The organism is Microbacterium helvum (assembly GCF_014779795.1).
GTDB classification, from domain to species: Bacteria; Actinomycetota; Actinomycetes; order Actinomycetales; family Microbacteriaceae; genus Microbacterium; species Microbacterium helvum.
Map to the genome: position 1 here is coordinate 66569 of NZ_JACXZS010000006.1, position 15970 is coordinate 82538.

7 protein-coding genes and 1 pseudogene are annotated in these 15970 nt (G+C 70.1%); 4 read left to right on the forward strand and 4 right to left on the reverse strand.

Annotated features, from left to right (window positions below; genetic code table 11):
- Positions 1–61: 61 nt before the first annotated feature.
- The 3 genes from IF188_RS10380 to IF188_RS10390 all read right to left on the reverse strand — a co-directional run bounded on the left by IF188_RS10380 (position 62) and on the right by IF188_RS10390 (position 8241).
- Positions 62–1213, reverse strand: a complete 1152-nt coding sequence (locus tag IF188_RS10380; RefSeq protein WP_191171734.1) for an oligogalacturonate lyase family protein — start codon at positions 1211–1213, stop codon at positions 62–64.
- 73 nt (positions 1214–1286) lie between these two features.
- The gene (locus tag IF188_RS10385; protein ID WP_191171735.1) at positions 1287–4595 is read right to left on the reverse strand and encodes a DOMON domain-containing protein; all 3309 of its coding nucleotides are present in this window, start codon (positions 4593–4595) and stop codon (positions 1287–1289) included.
- 10 nt (positions 4596–4605) lie between these two features.
- Complete coding sequence (locus IF188_RS10390) at positions 4606–8241, reverse strand: glycosyl hydrolase (RefSeq protein ID WP_191171736.1); 3636 nt, start codon at positions 8239–8241, stop codon at positions 4606–4608.
- Between the two features lie 221 nt (positions 8242–8462).
- Between IF188_RS10390 and IF188_RS10395 the strand changes: the two genes are divergently transcribed.
- The 4 genes and pseudogenes from IF188_RS10395 to uidA all read left to right on the forward strand — a co-directional run bounded on the left by IF188_RS10395 (position 8463) and on the right by uidA (position 12749).
- The gene (locus IF188_RS10395) at positions 8463–9731 is read left to right on the forward strand and encodes an ROK family transcriptional regulator (RefSeq protein ID WP_191171737.1); all 1269 of its coding nucleotides are present in this window, start codon (positions 8463–8465) and stop codon (positions 9729–9731) included.
- Positions 9732–9845: 114 nt separating this feature from the next.
- A pseudogene (locus IF188_RS20665) lies at positions 9846–10598 on the forward strand (glucuronyl esterase domain-containing protein); the annotation flags it as partial.
- Between the two features lie 34 nt (positions 10599–10632).
- Positions 10633–10959: a glucuronyl esterase domain-containing protein gene (locus IF188_RS10400; RefSeq protein WP_191171738.1), complete on the forward strand. Its 327-nt coding sequence runs from the start codon at positions 10633–10635 to the stop codon at positions 10957–10959.
- Complete coding sequence (gene uidA / locus IF188_RS10405) at positions 10953–12749, forward strand: beta-glucuronidase (RefSeq protein WP_191171739.1); 1797 nt, start codon at positions 10953–10955, stop codon at positions 12747–12749. Before IF188_RS10400 ends, uidA begins: the two co-directional genes overlap by 7 nt.
- A gap of 10 nt (positions 12750–12759) precedes the next feature.
- On the opposite strand, the gene IF188_RS10410 is transcribed toward uidA, so the two are convergent.
- Positions 12760–15774, reverse strand: a complete 3015-nt coding sequence (locus IF188_RS10410; RefSeq protein WP_224751722.1) for a glycoside hydrolase family 2 TIM barrel-domain containing protein — start codon at positions 15772–15774, stop codon at positions 12760–12762.
- Positions 15775–15970 lie beyond the last annotated feature (196 nt).

Consider the following 15970-nt stretch of genomic DNA (forward strand, 5'->3'; position numbering starts at 1 on the left):
GGGGTGGCCCGACGACACTAGTTAACGATTATCGATCCGTCTAGCGACCGATCAGGACCGGTCAGCCCGCGCCCCGCGGATCCACGCCGACGATCGCGGCGCCGCGGCGGACGACGGCGCCGGCGGCATCCCGCTCGACGAGGTTGAACACGACGGCACGGCCGTCCGGAGTGAACGACGGATGCGGGTGGTACGGGTGCGCGATGAACCCTGCCTCGGCAAGCGTGCGGCGCTCCCCCGTCGCGGCGTCGATCAGCACGAGCGAGCTCGCCGTGCCGGCATCCTGCCAGCCGCGGCCCGGCGCATCCGCGGGCCCGGTCGTGTCGACGACGAGCCGCCGCCCGTCACGCGAGATGCCGACGTGCCAGTCCCGCTCCCCCGCCGACACCAGGCGCGGTGGGCGGCCGTCGACGAACACCTCGTAGATGCCCCTCGGACCCGCGGGGCTTTCGCCGTACGCCACGACGACGGCGCCGAGGTCGTGGAACATCCAGCGCTCGTGACCGAGAGCGACCGCCGAGGGCGGGTCGTCCGACAGCGCGTGCTGGTCGACGACCGACCGGCCGGCCGGAGCCCCGCTGGGGTTCCACCCCCACACCCGGTCGTCGACGGCGGTCGCCGGCCCCTCGTGCGCGTAGCCGATCCACGACGGATCGGCCGGTGCGAAGTGAACGTGGTTCGCGTGCCACTGATGTCGCAGGATTTCGCGCGACGACCCGTCGCGCAGGTCGACAAGCAGCGCGCGATGGACGCCCTCGCGCTCCTCGGCGACCACTGCGGTCCGCCCGCCGGGGGCGACGCCCGCCAGTCCGTCGAGCGTCCAGCCGTCCTGCGAGCGATACGCCACGCGCGGGCAGCGGGTGCTGGCGGCGAGCTCGACAGCGATCAGCGCGCCGCCGCGGGCGCACACCAGGGTCTGCGAGCGCAGCGCGACGTCGAACCACGGCACCGACCGCGTGGGCTCCTCGGGACTCCAGGCCGGGCCGTCGAGTCCTGACGCCTCGGCCAGGAACGCGGCGGACACGAGCGCCTCGGGCTCACCGCCGCCGGCGCCCGAGGCATCCCACTCCACCCCGACGATCTCGTCGACGCCGTCGGCACGCCCGAGAGCGACCCACCGCCCGCCGTCGCCGTAGTAGGCGTTGGCATGCGGATAGGTCGCGTACGCGTTCTCGAGCAGGAGCCGCGGCGCTTCGCGGGTGCGCGGGGACATGTTCCTCTTTTCTGGTGATGGTGCGCGGACGCGCCGGACGGCGGGGAGGCTGAGACCTCCCCGCCGTCCGCGTTCAGTCCAGTCCCAACACCTGGACGGACTTGAACAGCGCCGGGTTCTTCGGTGCGGTTCCCACACCTGAGCCCCATTCGAGGAATCCGGCACGCGCGTCGGCACCAGCCACGCCGCCGTCGGCGTCGTTGGCGAGGAACGACAAGCCCCACACCCCGGCGGGCGGACCGTCGAAGCCGAGGGACGACCACGGCACCGACAGGTCGTAGGTCGTCGTCTTGGCGGCCTCGTCGCGCACGATGTCGGCGGTCGCTCCCGGCGTGAGCCCGGTGGGCAGTCCCGCCGGGGCCGCGAACGTGTAGACGACGGGGCCCGAGCCGGACAGCGCCGCGCCGATCTCGACCCGTTCGCCGCCCAGCACGGTCGGGAACAGGTCGTACGTGCTGAACTGGACCGAGTCGACCTGCCAGCTGAGCGACGGGTCGGTGCGGTCGGCGAGGTGCACGTCGTCGGTGATCGCCGCATGCAGCACGAGCGCGTCAGGTGTGGCGGTGAACCGGACCGCACCGCCGAGGTCGGCTGCGCCGGTGCGCGTGCCGCCGCGGATCGACGTCCATGTGCCGAGCGTGTTGAGATCGACCGCCGGCAGCGTGGTCGCACCGTCGTTCTCCACGGGCGAGAAGCTCAGCGATCCGGCGGTCGACCGGGCGAGGGCGCCGGAGTGCGCCGTGATCGCGTACTTCTGCGTGGCGAACACCTTCGGGTCCGACACCGGCACCGAGACCGTGCGGGATTCGCCGCCCGGGATCGTGACGGCGTCCGTCACCGTCCCCTTCTGGGTGCCCAGCGTCCAGTCGATGCGGTCGACGTCGACGCCCAGGTCGGGGGCGTTGTTGGTCACGGTGACGTCGAGCGCGTAGGCGTAGCCGTCGGTGCCCTGCGTGATCGACGGCCGCGCCGACACGACGTACGGGTCGACCACGTCCGTGGCGCCGCGCACCTGGGCGATGAGACGCCCCTTCGTGTCGGACACGGTCACCGTGACCTCACGCTCGCCGAGCCGGTCGACGCCCGGGAGCGTCAGCGTGACAGGGCCGTCCTTCTTCAGCTTGATCGTCTGCTCGACGCCGTCGGCCGACACGACGAGCGTCGCACCGCTGGCATCCGCCCCGGGGACCGCCGCGACCGTGACGGGCAGGTCGTGCGTGAGCACCGAGGACCGCGGTACATCGACCGTGAACTGCGGCGCCGTCGTCGAGACCGCGACGTCGCCCTTCACGAAGACCGGCGAACCGGTCAGCTGCAGCGACACCGAGTCCTTGCTGACCTGCTGCACCTTGCCGAACTGGTCGGTGAGCGTGAACCCGGCGGCCGAGGTGACCGTGACGGTGTCGGTGCCCGTGCTCCACAGCACGCGCACGGTGTCCGCCGCGTTCGCTCCGGTGTAGCGCAGGCTGTACGCCGACGCCGAGCCGAGGTCGTCGCGGCCGGCGAGGTCGCGGCCGATCGTCTGGCGGATTGCGACCGCCTGCGACACGAACCCGGGCTTCGGACTGATGCCATGCACGGCACCGTACGTGTAGTTGTCGCCCGGGCACTTCCACAGGAAGCACGCGGTGTCGTCCGCACGGTTGATGAGGCCGAAGCGGTCCTCGTTCACGCCGGCGTTGAACCCGTCGTCGTACAGGTCGTACCAGAGGTACTCGTCGGCGCCGGCGAGCTGAGCGAGCAGCGGTCCGCGGATCGCGTAGTCGGCCTGCTGCGCCAGGGTCGACCCGGCGATGTGCGTCGGCCAGCCGTTCTCGGTGATGCGCACCGGGATGTCGCGGTCGCGGTCGGCCTGGTCGATCATCTGCGTCAGCTGCCGCAGGTTGGCGAGCTCCGTGGCCTGCTCGGGCGGGGTGCCCGCGCCGTTCTGCGAGTAGCCGTAGTAGTTCGTCGCATACGTGTCGAGGTGGTCGAGGCCGCCCTGCGCGATGAAGTCCTGCGTCCACGCCAGCTGCACGCCCGCGCTGATCGGCGCGATGACGTTCGCATCGGCGTCCGCGGCATGCGCCGCAGCGTACGTCGGTTCGAGGATGTCGAGATAGCAGGCCGCCGTCAGACCGCACGTGCCGTTGTTGAAGCCCGCGGAGTTGTACTCGTTCAGGATGCCGACGTCATGTGAGTCGCCCTGCCCGCTGTAGTGCGCGGCCGTCGCCCCGACGTACGCCGCGAACGCGTCGATCGCCTCGGCGCCGGCCGGAGTGCGGTTGTCGTCGTACAGCGGACTCGCGAGCCCCGCGTTCCACATCACCTGCTGGCCGCGGTCGGCGAGCTCGCCTACGACCCGCTGTCCTTCGCCGGTGAACTCGTACACGCCCTTCTGCTTCTCGACCTCGCCCCACGTCGTCTCGATGCGGCTCATGCCGTAGCCGGCCAGCACCATGGCGTCCATGAGCGCCTCGGTCTCACCGGCGGACTGGTGGCCGCGATGGAGCTGCGTGCCGAAGAACGCGTCGTCGCCGTTCCACCCCGCGGGCGGGTCGTCCAGCACGGCCAGCGAGGTCGTGCGCGTGACCGGCGCGCCGACGTCAGCGGTGACCTCGAGCGTGTAGTAGCCGAACGGCAGATCGGTGAGATCGATCGCTCCTTCGCCGTCGGTCACCGCGGTCGTTCCGGTGCGCAGCGCCACGTCGTTCGCGTCGCCGAGGCGCCAGGTGACCTCGTCGGCCGGCGTCGCGACGTCGACCGACGCCGCCCCCTCGGCGAAGATGAGCGACGGGCTCATGATCGCAAGGGAGTCGAGCGCCGCGACGGGCTTGTCGGTGAAGCTGACCTCGATCTTCGAGAAGCACACCGGCGGCATCGAGCCCTCCAGCGCCTTGACGTTCAGCCGGAAGTCGGCGCCGTTGGAACGGTTCTTGAAGTTGATGCCCGTCAGCTCGAACGCCGTCGTCTGCCAGGTCCCGGTGTCGGTGAGCTGCTGGTTGCGAGACCCCGTCCAGGGTCCGGCCTTCGCGTCGTAGTGGATGTCGAAGCCCGCCGTGCCGACGTCGAAGTACGACACCCGCACGATGGCGCGCGTCGCACCGGTCGGGATGACGGCATCCGCGACGTCGACGTACACGTACCGGACGTACGGATCGTCGCGCATCTGCCAGCACTCGACGCCGTCGACGGTGGTCGTGATGACGGCCGGGTCCTTTCCGGCGTCACCCGGGCGCACCTTGTCGACGCCGCTCAGCTGCGGCGTCGCACCCAGCACGACGGACGCATCGGGTGCCGCCGCGACGGCGGCAGTCGGGGCGAGCGCCCCGAGCGCGGCCGTCAGCAGGGCGGCGGCGAGGCCGCCCGCGAGCAGCTTCCGTGATCTCTCACGCGCTCTCATGTCAGTCCTCTCAGAAGCCCGCGCACTGGCCGGTGGCCGCGCCCGTGATCGTGTTGGCCACGCCGCCGTTCGTGGGGGCGGGGTCGTTCCCTGAGCAGGTGAGCGCGCCCGAGACGGTGTTTCCCGACACGGTCACGCCCCCGGTGCTGCCGGTGAACGAGCCGATGCCGGCGATGGTCGAGCCCTCGACGAGCACCGCACCGGTCGCGCCCTGCACCGAGAGCGCGCCGCGCACCTCGGAGCCGGTCACGGTCACCGCATCGGCACCCTGTGCGAGGACGATGCCCTTCACGACCGAGTCGGTGATGGTGACGGACGCACCGCCGGTGACGGTGACCGGTCCTGACACCGTCACGCCGGTGATGCAGGTCAGACCCTCGGTGAGCGTGAGCGAGCCACGCACGTCCTGGTCGACGGTCGCGTCGCACACGGGTGCGGGAGGCGCGGGTTCGAGGACGAACGGCAGGTACAGCGCGTTGTCCTTCGAGCGGGCGATGCCGCTGCCCACCTCGATCCAGCCTGTGCGGCCGGCGCCGTCGTCGTCGTTCACGACGAACGACATGCTGACCAGTCGCGTCGCCGGGTCGGCTGGAGCGACGGCGCTCCACGGCAGCGTGAGGTCGTAGGTCGTGGTCGCGGCGGCGTCGTCTCGGACGATGGATGCCTCCGCCCCCGCGACCTCGCCGGTCTCACCCGATCCCGCGACCCACTTCCACACCACCGGTCCGGTGGCGGTCAGCGCGATGCCGATCTCGTCCCACGGCTTCGTCTCGCCCGGCATGCCGGCCTGGACGGTGAACTGGATGGAGTCGCCCGCCCAGATCTGCTCGCCGCTGTTGGGCTGAGCCTGCACGTCGTCGGCGATCGTCGCGTGCAGGTGCAGGCCCTCCGCGTCCCACGTCGGCTGGATCGTTCCGCTCAGGTCGGCTTCGCCCTCCCACCCGGTGACGGCGTTGGTGCCGTCGGCGGTGAGATCGAGCGGTGCGGCGTCGGATGCCGTCACCTGGTGCGCGAGGACGCGCTGGGCTGCGGCATCCACCATCACCGTCGTCGTCGACGAGGTCGCCGCCGGGAGCCCGTCGATCTCGTACGAGACCGACGTGGGATAGGTGCCGGGCGCGAGGCCCGCGAGCGGGACGTCGACGACGACGCCGCCGTCGGCGGGCACCTCGGGCACGGCGGCCGTGCCCGAGGTGGTGCCCATCGTGTACGCGATCTCGTCGGCGGGGACGGCGCCGACCGAGGCATTGGAAACGGTCACCTCGAGCACGTCGCCGGAGTCGCGCAGGGCGTGCCGGGCGGTGACGCCGATCCGGTTCTTCACGGTGACGGTGCCCTCGACGGTCGCCACCAGGGCGCCGCCGACGCGCAGCTCGCCGCGGTAGCTGCGCGCGCCGAGGTCTCGCCCGGCGGTCAGCGACACCGGGAACTCCGCGGTGGCGCCGGCGGCCACCTCGACCGCGACGGTCTGGCCGTCGAGCGTGAACTCGCCCGACAGCGGGGCCGTGCCGTCGCTGTTGTCGACGCCCAGCGTCGCGGTGAAGGTGTCGTCGATCGCGACCGAGGCCGGCAGGGTCAGCGACAGCCGCGACGAGGTGACACCGGTGACCGCGCCGGCGATGTACACCGGCGTGGCGCCGACGGTGAGTTCGACGGCGCCGTTCGCCGGCTGCAGCGTCGTCTCACGGCCCTGCTGGTCGGTGACCGTCACCGGACCCGTGGCGGCGAGCGCGACAGTGCTCGGCGTGGTCGACCAGACCACACGCTTGTCGGCGCCGCCCTCGTCGAACACGTAGCACGACACGCCTGCCGGGGCGGTCTCGACACGGTCGAAGTCCGCGGCCTGCAGCTGGTCGGTGAGGGTCGAATAGGCCACGTAGGCAGGCTTGGCCGTCCACTTGCCGAGCTGGTCGGCGGTGTTGCGCACGATGCCGAAGCGGTTCTCGACGTTGCCGGCGTCGGTGCCGTCGTCCATGAAGTCGTACCAGAAGTACCGCTGGACGCCCTTCGCGAAGGCGCGCACGTGCGCCTGGACGATGTAGTCCGCCTGCGTCTGCTCCGAGACCGCCCGGGCGTTGGTACCCGTGACCCAGCCCTGCTCGGTGATCCAGATCGGGATGGTCTGGCCGTTGTTGTACTTCTTGACGAGCGCGTTCACCTGGTCGATGAGCGTGTCCAGGCCCGCGGGCGAACCCGGGTAGAGGTACGGGTGGATCGAGAGGGCGTCCATGTACTGCAGGCCGCCGAGCTGGAACAGGGTCTCGAGCCACGCGAGGGGCACTCCGGCGGTCGCACCGCCCACGACCGTGCGGTCAGGATCGACGGCCTTGATGTCTTCGTACGCCTTCTTCAGGAGCGGGTAGTAGTACTCCGCCTTGGCGTCGGCCGGGCCGTCGCCGCGGTCTCCGAAGCCCGGCAGGTTGAACTCGTTGTAGATCTCGACGGCGGTGCTGTCGTAATGGTCGGTGAGAGCGACGGCGAAGTCCCCGTAGGCGGAGCGACCCTCGTCGGTGTACGGGGTGGCATTGCCGTCGTAGAACGCGTTCGTATAGGCCGGGATCGGCAGCCAGTCGATGCCGGCGGCATCCAGCTTCGCCACCATTCCGTCGTACCGGACGTAGGAGTACGAGCCCGGCGCGGTCTCGACCGATGCCCACGACGCGTCGTCGCGCACGTGCGCGACACCCGCGTCGGCGAGCAGGTCGGTGAGGGTGAAGTCCGGGGCGTCCCACCGGGTCATGTGCGCGGCCATGCCGAACGGCGAATCGACCGGACTGGCACCGTGCTCGACGAGGAGCGCGATGACCGTGCTCGCAGTGCCGATCACGGTTCCGGAGGACGACGCGGTTGCACTGAGCGTGTAGTACCCGAGGTCGAGACCCGCGAAGCTGAGTCGCTCGACGGGCGACGCCATGCTGACGGTGCCGCTGTCGACCGCGACGCCGTCGAGTCCGGTGAGAGTCCACGCGACCGCATCGCCGCTGGATTGGATATCGACCGCGGGCGTCTCACCCTCGACGAACACGTTGCCTTCGGCGACCTGGTCGAGGGCGAGTGTCGACGGCGCTTTGGTGGCCACGACGTCGTCGACCAGGATCGAGCCCGTCTTCGCCCCGCCGAAGCTGTTCTCGTCGACAAGGATCGAGAACGTCTTCGACGGGCCGTGCCACACGCCGTCATTGGCGCCGCCGAAGTGCGAGTACCCGCTGCCGGCGGCGAAGTCGGTGACGACGAGGTGCTGCCAGTCCGTTCCCGGCGTGAGCGAGATGCGCTGCTGGTGGGTCTGCCCGGTGCTGTCGACGGCACGCAGCGCGAGACGGGTTCCGGTGGTGGACTTGACCCAGAAGCTCAGCGACACGACGTCGATCGCAGCGTTCTTCGACATCGCGACGTACTTGCCACCGGCGGTGAAGTCGGCGCTGAGGCGGGCGGATGCCGCACCCGAGTGCGCGTCGGGGTCGGCGGCGATGCCGCCGGTGGCGCCGGGGAACTCAGAGCCGTTGCTGAACGACCAGAGGGAGCCGTTCTCGAAGTCCCCCACCACGGTGTCGAGGCTGTCAGCCGAGGCCGTGGACGGGACGAGGACTGCGGAGAGGACGAGGGCCGCGGTGACGGCCAGGGAGAAGAGCGATCTGCGCGTATGCATTGGGGACTCCAGTTCGGACGACCTTGTCGGAATACGGGATCTTCGAGGTGCGCAGCGGGGCTGTGCGACTTACTTCCTCAAATGTATGGATTAACATAGAGGCAGGGACTCGCCGATGGCAAGGGCCCTCCGTACATGGCCGACCGGCCGTGTACGGTAACAGCAGACTCCCGGCACGGATGCGGCCGGACGCACGGGACCGGATTCAGCGAGGAGCACGTATGGAGCGTTCCTGGTCCCCCGGCGCACGGGGTTCCACCGGCGGCACGAACCTCCCCCGGGTCGCCGACTTCAACGAGACAGTCGTGCTCAATGCCATCCGGCGCGCCGAGGGCGGCTGCAGCCGCGTCGAGCTGACGACCGAGACCGGCCTGTCGGCCCAGACCGTGTCGAACATCTGCCGGCGGCTCATCGACCAGGGCTACGTGCTCGAGACCGGCAAGCAGCCCGTCGCGTACGGCAAGCCCCGCACGATGCTCGAGCTCGATCCGACCGGCTGCTACGCCGTCGGGGTGCATATCGACCCGGCCGTCATCACCTACGTGCTGCTCGACTTCACGGGGCGCGTCGTCGTCGATGCGAGCCATCCCACCCCCGATGTGCGCGACCCCGAGTCGGTGCTCACGCTGATCAGCGAGCACATCGAGCAGCTCATCGAAGGCGCGCCCATCGACCGCGCCCGCATCCTGGGCGTGGGGATCGCCTCCCCCGGACCGGTCGACGTGCAGAAGGGCCTCGTGCTCGATCCGCCGCACCTGCCCGGCTGGCACCAAGTGCCGCTGCGCGACCACCTGCGCGAGGCGACCGGTCTGCCGGTGCTGCTCGACAAGGACGTCATCGCCGGCGCCGTCGCCGAGCAGTGGGCCGACCGCGGCGCCGGGGAGTCGCGCAACTTCGTGTTCCTGTACTTGGGGACCGGCATCGGCATGGGCTTCGTCATCGACGACGTGGTGATCCGCGGCATGTCGAGCAATGCAGGGGACGTCGGGCGCATGCCCGTCTCGTCCGAGGAGTACGGCGACCGTTACACCGACCGCTTCCACGCGTTCTGGCAGGTGGGATCGCCGCGCGAGCTCGCCGCGCAGGGCGTCGAACTGGGCGTGCTTCCCGCCGACACTGATCTCGACAGCCCCGCGGCGGCCAACGTCGCGTTCGCCGCCCTGTGCGAGCTCGCGGACGACGGCGACGAGCACGCCGGCGCCATCATCGACCGGGCCGGCCGGTTCGCGGCATCCGCGGTCCTCACCGCAACCAACATGCTCGACGTCGACCGCGTCGTGATCGGCGGGGCGATGTGGGAACGGGTCGCCGAGCGCTATCTGCAGATGATCCCGCCGGTGATCGCCGCCGAGTCCGTCTCACGAGACCTGCACGGAATCACGATCACCGGCACGCAGCTCGGCTCGGACGTCGCGGCCATCGGCGCCGCCTGCCTCGTGCTCGACAACAAATTCTCACCCAAGCCGTCGACCCTGCTGCTCGCGGGCTGAGCGGAAGGCGAAAGGGCGGCCCCGTGTCAAGCCGCGGCTGACCCTTCGACCGTTCCAGCTGATCACGCTGCGGGTATCGCGCGGCGAGAAGAGGAGATCCGGATGACACAGGGCATGACCGCCGCGCCGCCGCTCGACGAGTTCACCGCAGGGACGTGGGAGCAGACGCGAAGCGGTTGGATCGAGCTCCTGGCTGACCACGTCTATGGCCGCACCCCGCGGCCGGGCTGGACCGAGACAGCGCGTGAGGTCGGAGAACCCGCCGAGGTCTGCGACGGGCTCGGCGTGCGACGGCTCTTCGAGGTGACGGTCTCGGACGGCGAGGCAGTCCGGGTGTTGGACGTCCTCGTCGTGCTCCCCCGCGCCGGGTCCTCCGTTCCGGTCATCGCCGCGCTCAACTTCGGCGGCAACCACACCGTCTCGGACGACCCGGGGGTGCCTTTGCACCGCAGCTGGGTGCGGCCGGGCGGAAACGTGCCGACCGATGGCGACCGTGCATCCGCGGCCGGCCGCGGCGCCGCCGCGAGCAGATGGCCCCTCGAGCTCGTGCTCCGCGCCGGATTCGGCTTCGCGACCGTCTACGCGGGCGACATCGAGCCGGACGATCCCGAACACGTCAGCGACGGCATCCGCGGGCTGTCGCACCGTCCGGCAGCCGATCCATGGGGAACGATCGGCGCATGGGCGTGGGGGCTCTCCTGCCTCCGCCGCCTGCTCGTTCGGATCGACAGGGTGGATCCGGACGCGATCGTCGCGCTCGGTCACTCGCGCCTGGGCAAGGCGGCTCTCTGGGCCGCGGCGCAGGACGAGGGATTCGCGGGCGTCGTCTCGAACGCATCGGGATGCGCCGGCGCGGCGCTCACCCGGCACCTGGCGGGCGAGTCCATCGAGGAGATCAACCATGCGGTTCCCCGCGTGGTTCACGCCGCGGTTCGCGACGTATGCGAGCCGAGAGGACGATCTGCCCATCGATCAGCATCACCTGCTGGCGGCCCTGGCTCCTCGTTCGCTCTACGTCGCGAGCGCCACGGAGGACGACTGGGCCGACCCGGTCGGCGAATACCTCGCCACGTCGGCCGCGCTCTCCGCGCATCGTGTTCTCGCGAATGCGCGGGTCGGGTACCACCTGCGTCCCGGAGGCCACTCCCTCGGCGAGGAGGACTGGGAGCACATCCTGACGTTCCTCGCACGACACGTGAAGGACGACGGAGGGTCACGGACATGCTGAGGCCGCGGATCACATCCACTCGTGAACTCCTCGCCCTCGACGGCCTGTGGGACTTCGCCGTCGACGACGACACCCTTCTCACCCCGTGGGCCGGTCCGCTCGCTCCCGCCCTGCAGGCACCCGTGCCGGCGAGCTACAACGACATCTTCACCGACCCATCGATCCGCGATCACGTCGGCTGGGTCTGGTACCAGCGCATCGTGCGAGTCCCGCGCGGCTGGACGGACGAGCGTGTCATCGTGCGGGTGGATGCGGCGACCCACCACAGTGTCGTCTATGTCGGGGATGTGCTCGTCGCCGAGCACGAGGGCGGCTACCTCCCGTTCGAAGCCGATGTCACCGATCGCGTGGCGGCAGGGGCGGAGTTCCTGCTCACCATCGGCGTCGACAATCGCCTCACCCCCGATACGATCCCGCCGGGCACGGTCACCGCGCGCCCCGATGGCCGCCTCGTCCAGGACTACTCCCACGACTTCTACAACTACGCCGGTCTCCACCGCTCCGTGTGGCTGGCCAGCAGGCCCGCGGTGCACGTCTGCGACGTCACGGTGGTGACGGACATCGACGGCACGACCGGGCTCGTGGACTACACCGTCGAGGTGTCCGGCGAGGCATCCGTCCGCGTGCGGCTGGTCGATGAGGCTGGCGCCGTCGTCTCCGCTGGCGAGGGTCGGGCCGGCGTGCTGCGCGTCGCCGATGCGCGGCTGTGGCGACCGGGATCCGCGTACCTGTACCGACTGGTCATCGAAGCCATAGTCGGTCACGTCGTGGTCGACGAGTATCCGCTGTCGGTCGGCATCCGCACCGTCGCCGTCGACGGCGCACGCTTCCCCATCAACGGCGAACCCTTCTACTTCACCGGCTTCGGCAAGCACGAGGACACGGCCGTACGGGGCAAGGGGCACGACAACGCCTACCTCGTGCACGATTTCCAGCTGATGGACTGGATCGGGGCGAACTCGTTCCGCACCTCCCACTATCCGTATGCCGAGGAGGTCCTCGACTTCGCCGACCGCAACGGCATCGTCGTCATCGATGAGACGGCCGCCGTCGGCCTCAACAAGAGGATCGAGGGCGGTATCGCCGTCGCCGGCGGCGCGGAGCACAACACCTTCACCAGCGGTTTCGGCCCGTCCATCCAGGATGCGCACAAGCGCGAGATCCGCGAGCTCATCGCTCGCGACAAGAATCACCCGTGCGTCGTCATGTGGTCGATCGCCAACGAACCCGACTCGATGATCGAGGGAGCCGACGAGTACTTCGAGCCGCTGTTCGCGCTCGCGCGCGAACTCGATCCGACGCGTCCGGTGACCTTCGTCAACCTCATCGCGGCGTCGCCGACGATGTGCCGGGCCTCGCAGTTCGCCGACGTGCTCTGCCTGAACCGCTACTACGGATGGTACGAGGACGCGGGCGACCTCGTGCTGGCTGAAGCGGGGCTGGAGGCGGAGCTGCGCGAGTGGGAGCACCGGTACCGCCGCCCCATCATCGTCACGGAGTATGGGGCCGACACGATCGCCGGCTTCCACTCCGTCTGGGACCAGCCGTGGACCGAGGAGTACCAGGTCGGCATGCTCGACGTGTACCACAGCGTGTTCGACCGCGTACCCGCGGTCGTCGGCGAGCAGGTGTGGAACTTCGCCGACTTCCAGACGAAGTCGGGGTACTTCCGCGTCGACGGCAATAAGAAGGGTGTCTTCACGCGGGACCGCAAGCCCAAGGCGGCGGCTCACGCCCTGCGCACGCGCTGGCGCGAGATCGGCCGCGCCAAGCCCGGCACCGACGACTGACGGCCCGGGCTCACTCCTCGACGCAGAATCGGAGCCTGGCGCGCAGCTCCCGCGGCCGCAGCGCGAACTCCGGACGCACGTCGGGGCCGCAGGCCCGGGTTCCGACGCCGTGCATGCCGAGTTCGATGCTCAGGTGTGCAGCCGTCGGCAGCGGGAGTTCGTGCGGATGGGCGACCCCCGTCGTCTGCAGCGGGCTCCACCGGCGGAGGGAGAAACCGGGTGAGCCCTCGAGCACCTCGATCCGGAGCGCGGGACGGCTCCGCGCGGCAAGCCGCAGCCAGCGGACTCCGGAGCGGTGCCCCGATTCCTGCGGGCGCGCGACGTCCGGGGCGAGACCATCGATCCCCGAACGCCAGAGGCCCAGCCGCACACCGGCCATGAGGTCGGGATACGACTCGCCGGGACCGTACCCGTACCACTCGACGTCCCATTCCTCTGCCGGCAGCTCCAGACGCCACGCCACCCGCGGCCAGATGCCGTTGAGCCGCGGATCGGCGGGCCTGACGGCGAGATCACACACGGCGTCGCCGCGCTCGGCGGACCACGTGAAGGATGCGTCCACGCCCTCGCTCGTCCCTGCCGGCATCCATCGGTCGACGTTGTGCAGCAAGGCATCCGATCGTTCGCGGACGACGATGCGTCGCCGCAGCCGATGCAGGCCGCGCCGCCGCCAGCGGTCGGCTGCCGACGTGCCGCCGATGCCGGATCCCTCGCCCACGTTCGCGGGCGTCGGCGGCTCGGCCTCGTAGTCGAGCGGGTTGCGTCCGAGGTCGTTGTCGGTCGGCGCCCGCCAGAGATCGATCGCGGCGGATCCGATCGGGATCCCGCCGATGCCGCGGAGGTCGCCGGATGCTTCGTCGAAGACGGCCGGTCCGACACGCAGGCCGGCTTCACCGCTCTCGACGCCCGCCGGCTCCGTCACCGGCTCACGCCGGCTGCGCGGACGGACGAGGTGCGCAGCCCCCGACACCACGTGCCCGGCGGGAGCCCACGTCGTCTCGTGCGCGAGGACGACCTGCACGAGGACGACCGTCTCGCCGCCGACCGCAGCCACGGCGAGCGCACGCCCGAGCTCGGCGGGCGGCTCGATCATCACGTGTCCGCCGGGGCCGACGGGCGCGAACTCCAGCGCTGCCCCGGCGTACTCCACACCGTCGGACAGCACTGCCCAGCGCAGTCGAAGATCGGACGTGTCGACGAAGGTGCGATGCGACTCGACCAGGATCCCGGCATCCGTCCACCGCGCAGTCACGGGGGCTGAGAGCTGCGCCCACGCCGTCAGGCCGGCGCGCGGACTGCCGTCGGCGGCGACGAGTCCGTCGGCGCAGAAGTTCCCGTCGTGCACCTCCTCGCCGAAATCGCCGCCGTACGCGAGGAACGGGGTGCCGTCCGCGGTCGTTGCGCGGAGCGTGTGATCCTTCCACTCCCAGAGGAAGCTGCCCGCGATGCGCGGATCCGACATGATCCGGGCGGCATAGCCGTCCAGACCCCCCGGGCCGGTTCCCATCGCGTGGGCATACTCGACAAGCAAGTACGGCAGACTGCGAGCGCGCCGGGCTTGCTCCGGGGTGACGTGGGATGCCGGATGCGAGGCGACCCCGATCGGCCCGTCGTCCGCGAGGAACGCGTCGATCTCCTCGAGCGTGGGATACATGCGGCAGTACACGTCGGTATAGTCGGCCGTGTAGTCGCCTTCGTAGATGACGGGGCGACCCGGATCCCGCTGTTTCACCCACGCCGACATGGCCGCGAGCCCCGAGCCCATTCCGCTCTCATTGGCGATGGACCACATGATGATGCTCGGATGATTCTTGTCCCGCTCGACGGTGCGCATGACGCGGTCGAGGAGCGCAGGCCCCCATGCGGGGTCGTCCGCAGGATTGCCCCGCCAGTGCGGCTCCTGATCGAGGAATCCGCTGGTCTCAAGGTCGCACTCCAGCACGACCCAGAATCCGAGCTCGTCGGCGAGATCCAGCAGGCGAGGGTGCGGCGGGTAGTGCGCGGTGCGGATGCCGTCGACGTTGTGCTGCTTCATCAGGATGAGGTCGCGCCGCGCTTCCTCCTCGTCGAAGACCCGTCCGCGCTCGGCGTCGATCTCGTGCCGGTTCATGCCGCGGATCTTGATCGGACGGCCGTTCACCTGCAGGACCCCGTCCCGGATCGCGATGCTGCGGAAGCCGACACGCATCGACACGGTCTCCCCCGCGGCGACGAGTTGTACGTCATAGAGGTCGGGGCGTTCGGCGGACCACGGCTGCACCGCGGGGATCCGGATCTCTGACACCGAGTCGCGATCGGCCCACGTCATCCGCACACCGAGCGCGGGGATCTCGAGCGTCACCGGCCAGGCCGCCGCGTGCGCGGCGATCTCCGGTACGACCGTGCCGCTGCCGTCGAGATGGTCGTATTCGCACCGCAGCCACACGTCGTCGATGCTCCCGGCGGGGCGGTGGAGCAGCACGACCTCGCGGAAGATCCCGGGCATCCACCACTGATCCTGGTCCTCCAGGTAGGTGCCGGCGGACCACTGCCGCACCCGGATCGTGATGACGTTCTCACCGGGGTGCACGGCGTCGGTGGCGTCGAAGTCCTGAACGAGCCGGGAGCCGTTCCGGGTCCCCAGCTCGATCCCGTTGACCCAGATGGTGGCCTCGGACTCGATGCCCTCGGTGCGCAGCACGACCGTGCCGTCCAGCCATCCGTCGGCGAGTTCGAAGGTGCGCCGATAGGTGCCGGTCGGATTGAGATCGGGCGCGTGAGGCGGGTCGAGCGGGATCGGCAGTGTCACGTTCGTGTACTGGGGGCGGCCGTATCGCCCATCGCCCTCGAGGACCCAATGAGAGGGCACGCGAATGCGGTCCCAAAGGGTGTCGTCGAACGGTGGCTGCAGCGCGCCCTCCGGGCTTCGCCCATCCACGCTGTAGTGGAACGCCCACAGTCCGCTCAGATCGAGCCGTGCGGTGTCGGTCGCCACGCCCGCCCGCGCCGGAAGCCGACGGCCCTCCTCGCGGTGTCCGATGCTCATCACAGCTTCGGCGGGCGTTGTGGTCTCACGAACCATCTCGATCCTCCCGGGGCCTCGGTCACCGCAGTCTAACGGTTTCCCTTTCTTCGTCCGGAGCAGTCACGCTGTTCCTCTTGATCCCAGTCGACACGCAGACAGAAGTCCTGCCCCGCAATTTGCTCAAGCGCTTGCTCAACAAACGCGGACCCATTCCGCG

Bases quoted from the DNA above. Each gene is read 5' to 3' on its own strand.
- IF188_RS10380 (WP_191171734.1), bottom strand. From the start codon at position 1,213: ATGTCCCCGCGCACCCGCGAAGCGCCGCGGCTCCTGCTCGAGAACGCG.
- IF188_RS10385 (WP_191171735.1), bottom strand. From the start codon at position 4,595: ATGAGAGCGCGTGAGAGATCACGGAAGCTGCTCGCGGGCGGCCTCGCC.
- IF188_RS10390 (WP_191171736.1), bottom strand. From the start codon at position 8,241: ATGCATACGCGCAGATCGCTCTTCTCCCTGGCCGTCACCGCGGCCCTC.
- IF188_RS10395 (WP_191171737.1), top strand. From the start codon at position 8,463: ATGGAGCGTTCCTGGTCCCCCGGCGCACGGGGTTCCACCGGCGGCACG.
- IF188_RS10400 (WP_191171738.1), top strand. From the start codon at position 10,633: ATGCGGTTCCCCGCGTGGTTCACGCCGCGGTTCGCGACGTATGCGAGC.
- uidA (WP_191171739.1), top strand. From the start codon at position 10,953: ATGCTGAGGCCGCGGATCACATCCACTCGTGAACTCCTCGCCCTCGAC.
- IF188_RS10410 (WP_224751722.1), bottom strand. From the start codon at position 15,774: ATGAGCATCGGACACCGCGAGGAGGGCCGTCGGCTTCCGGCGCGGGCG.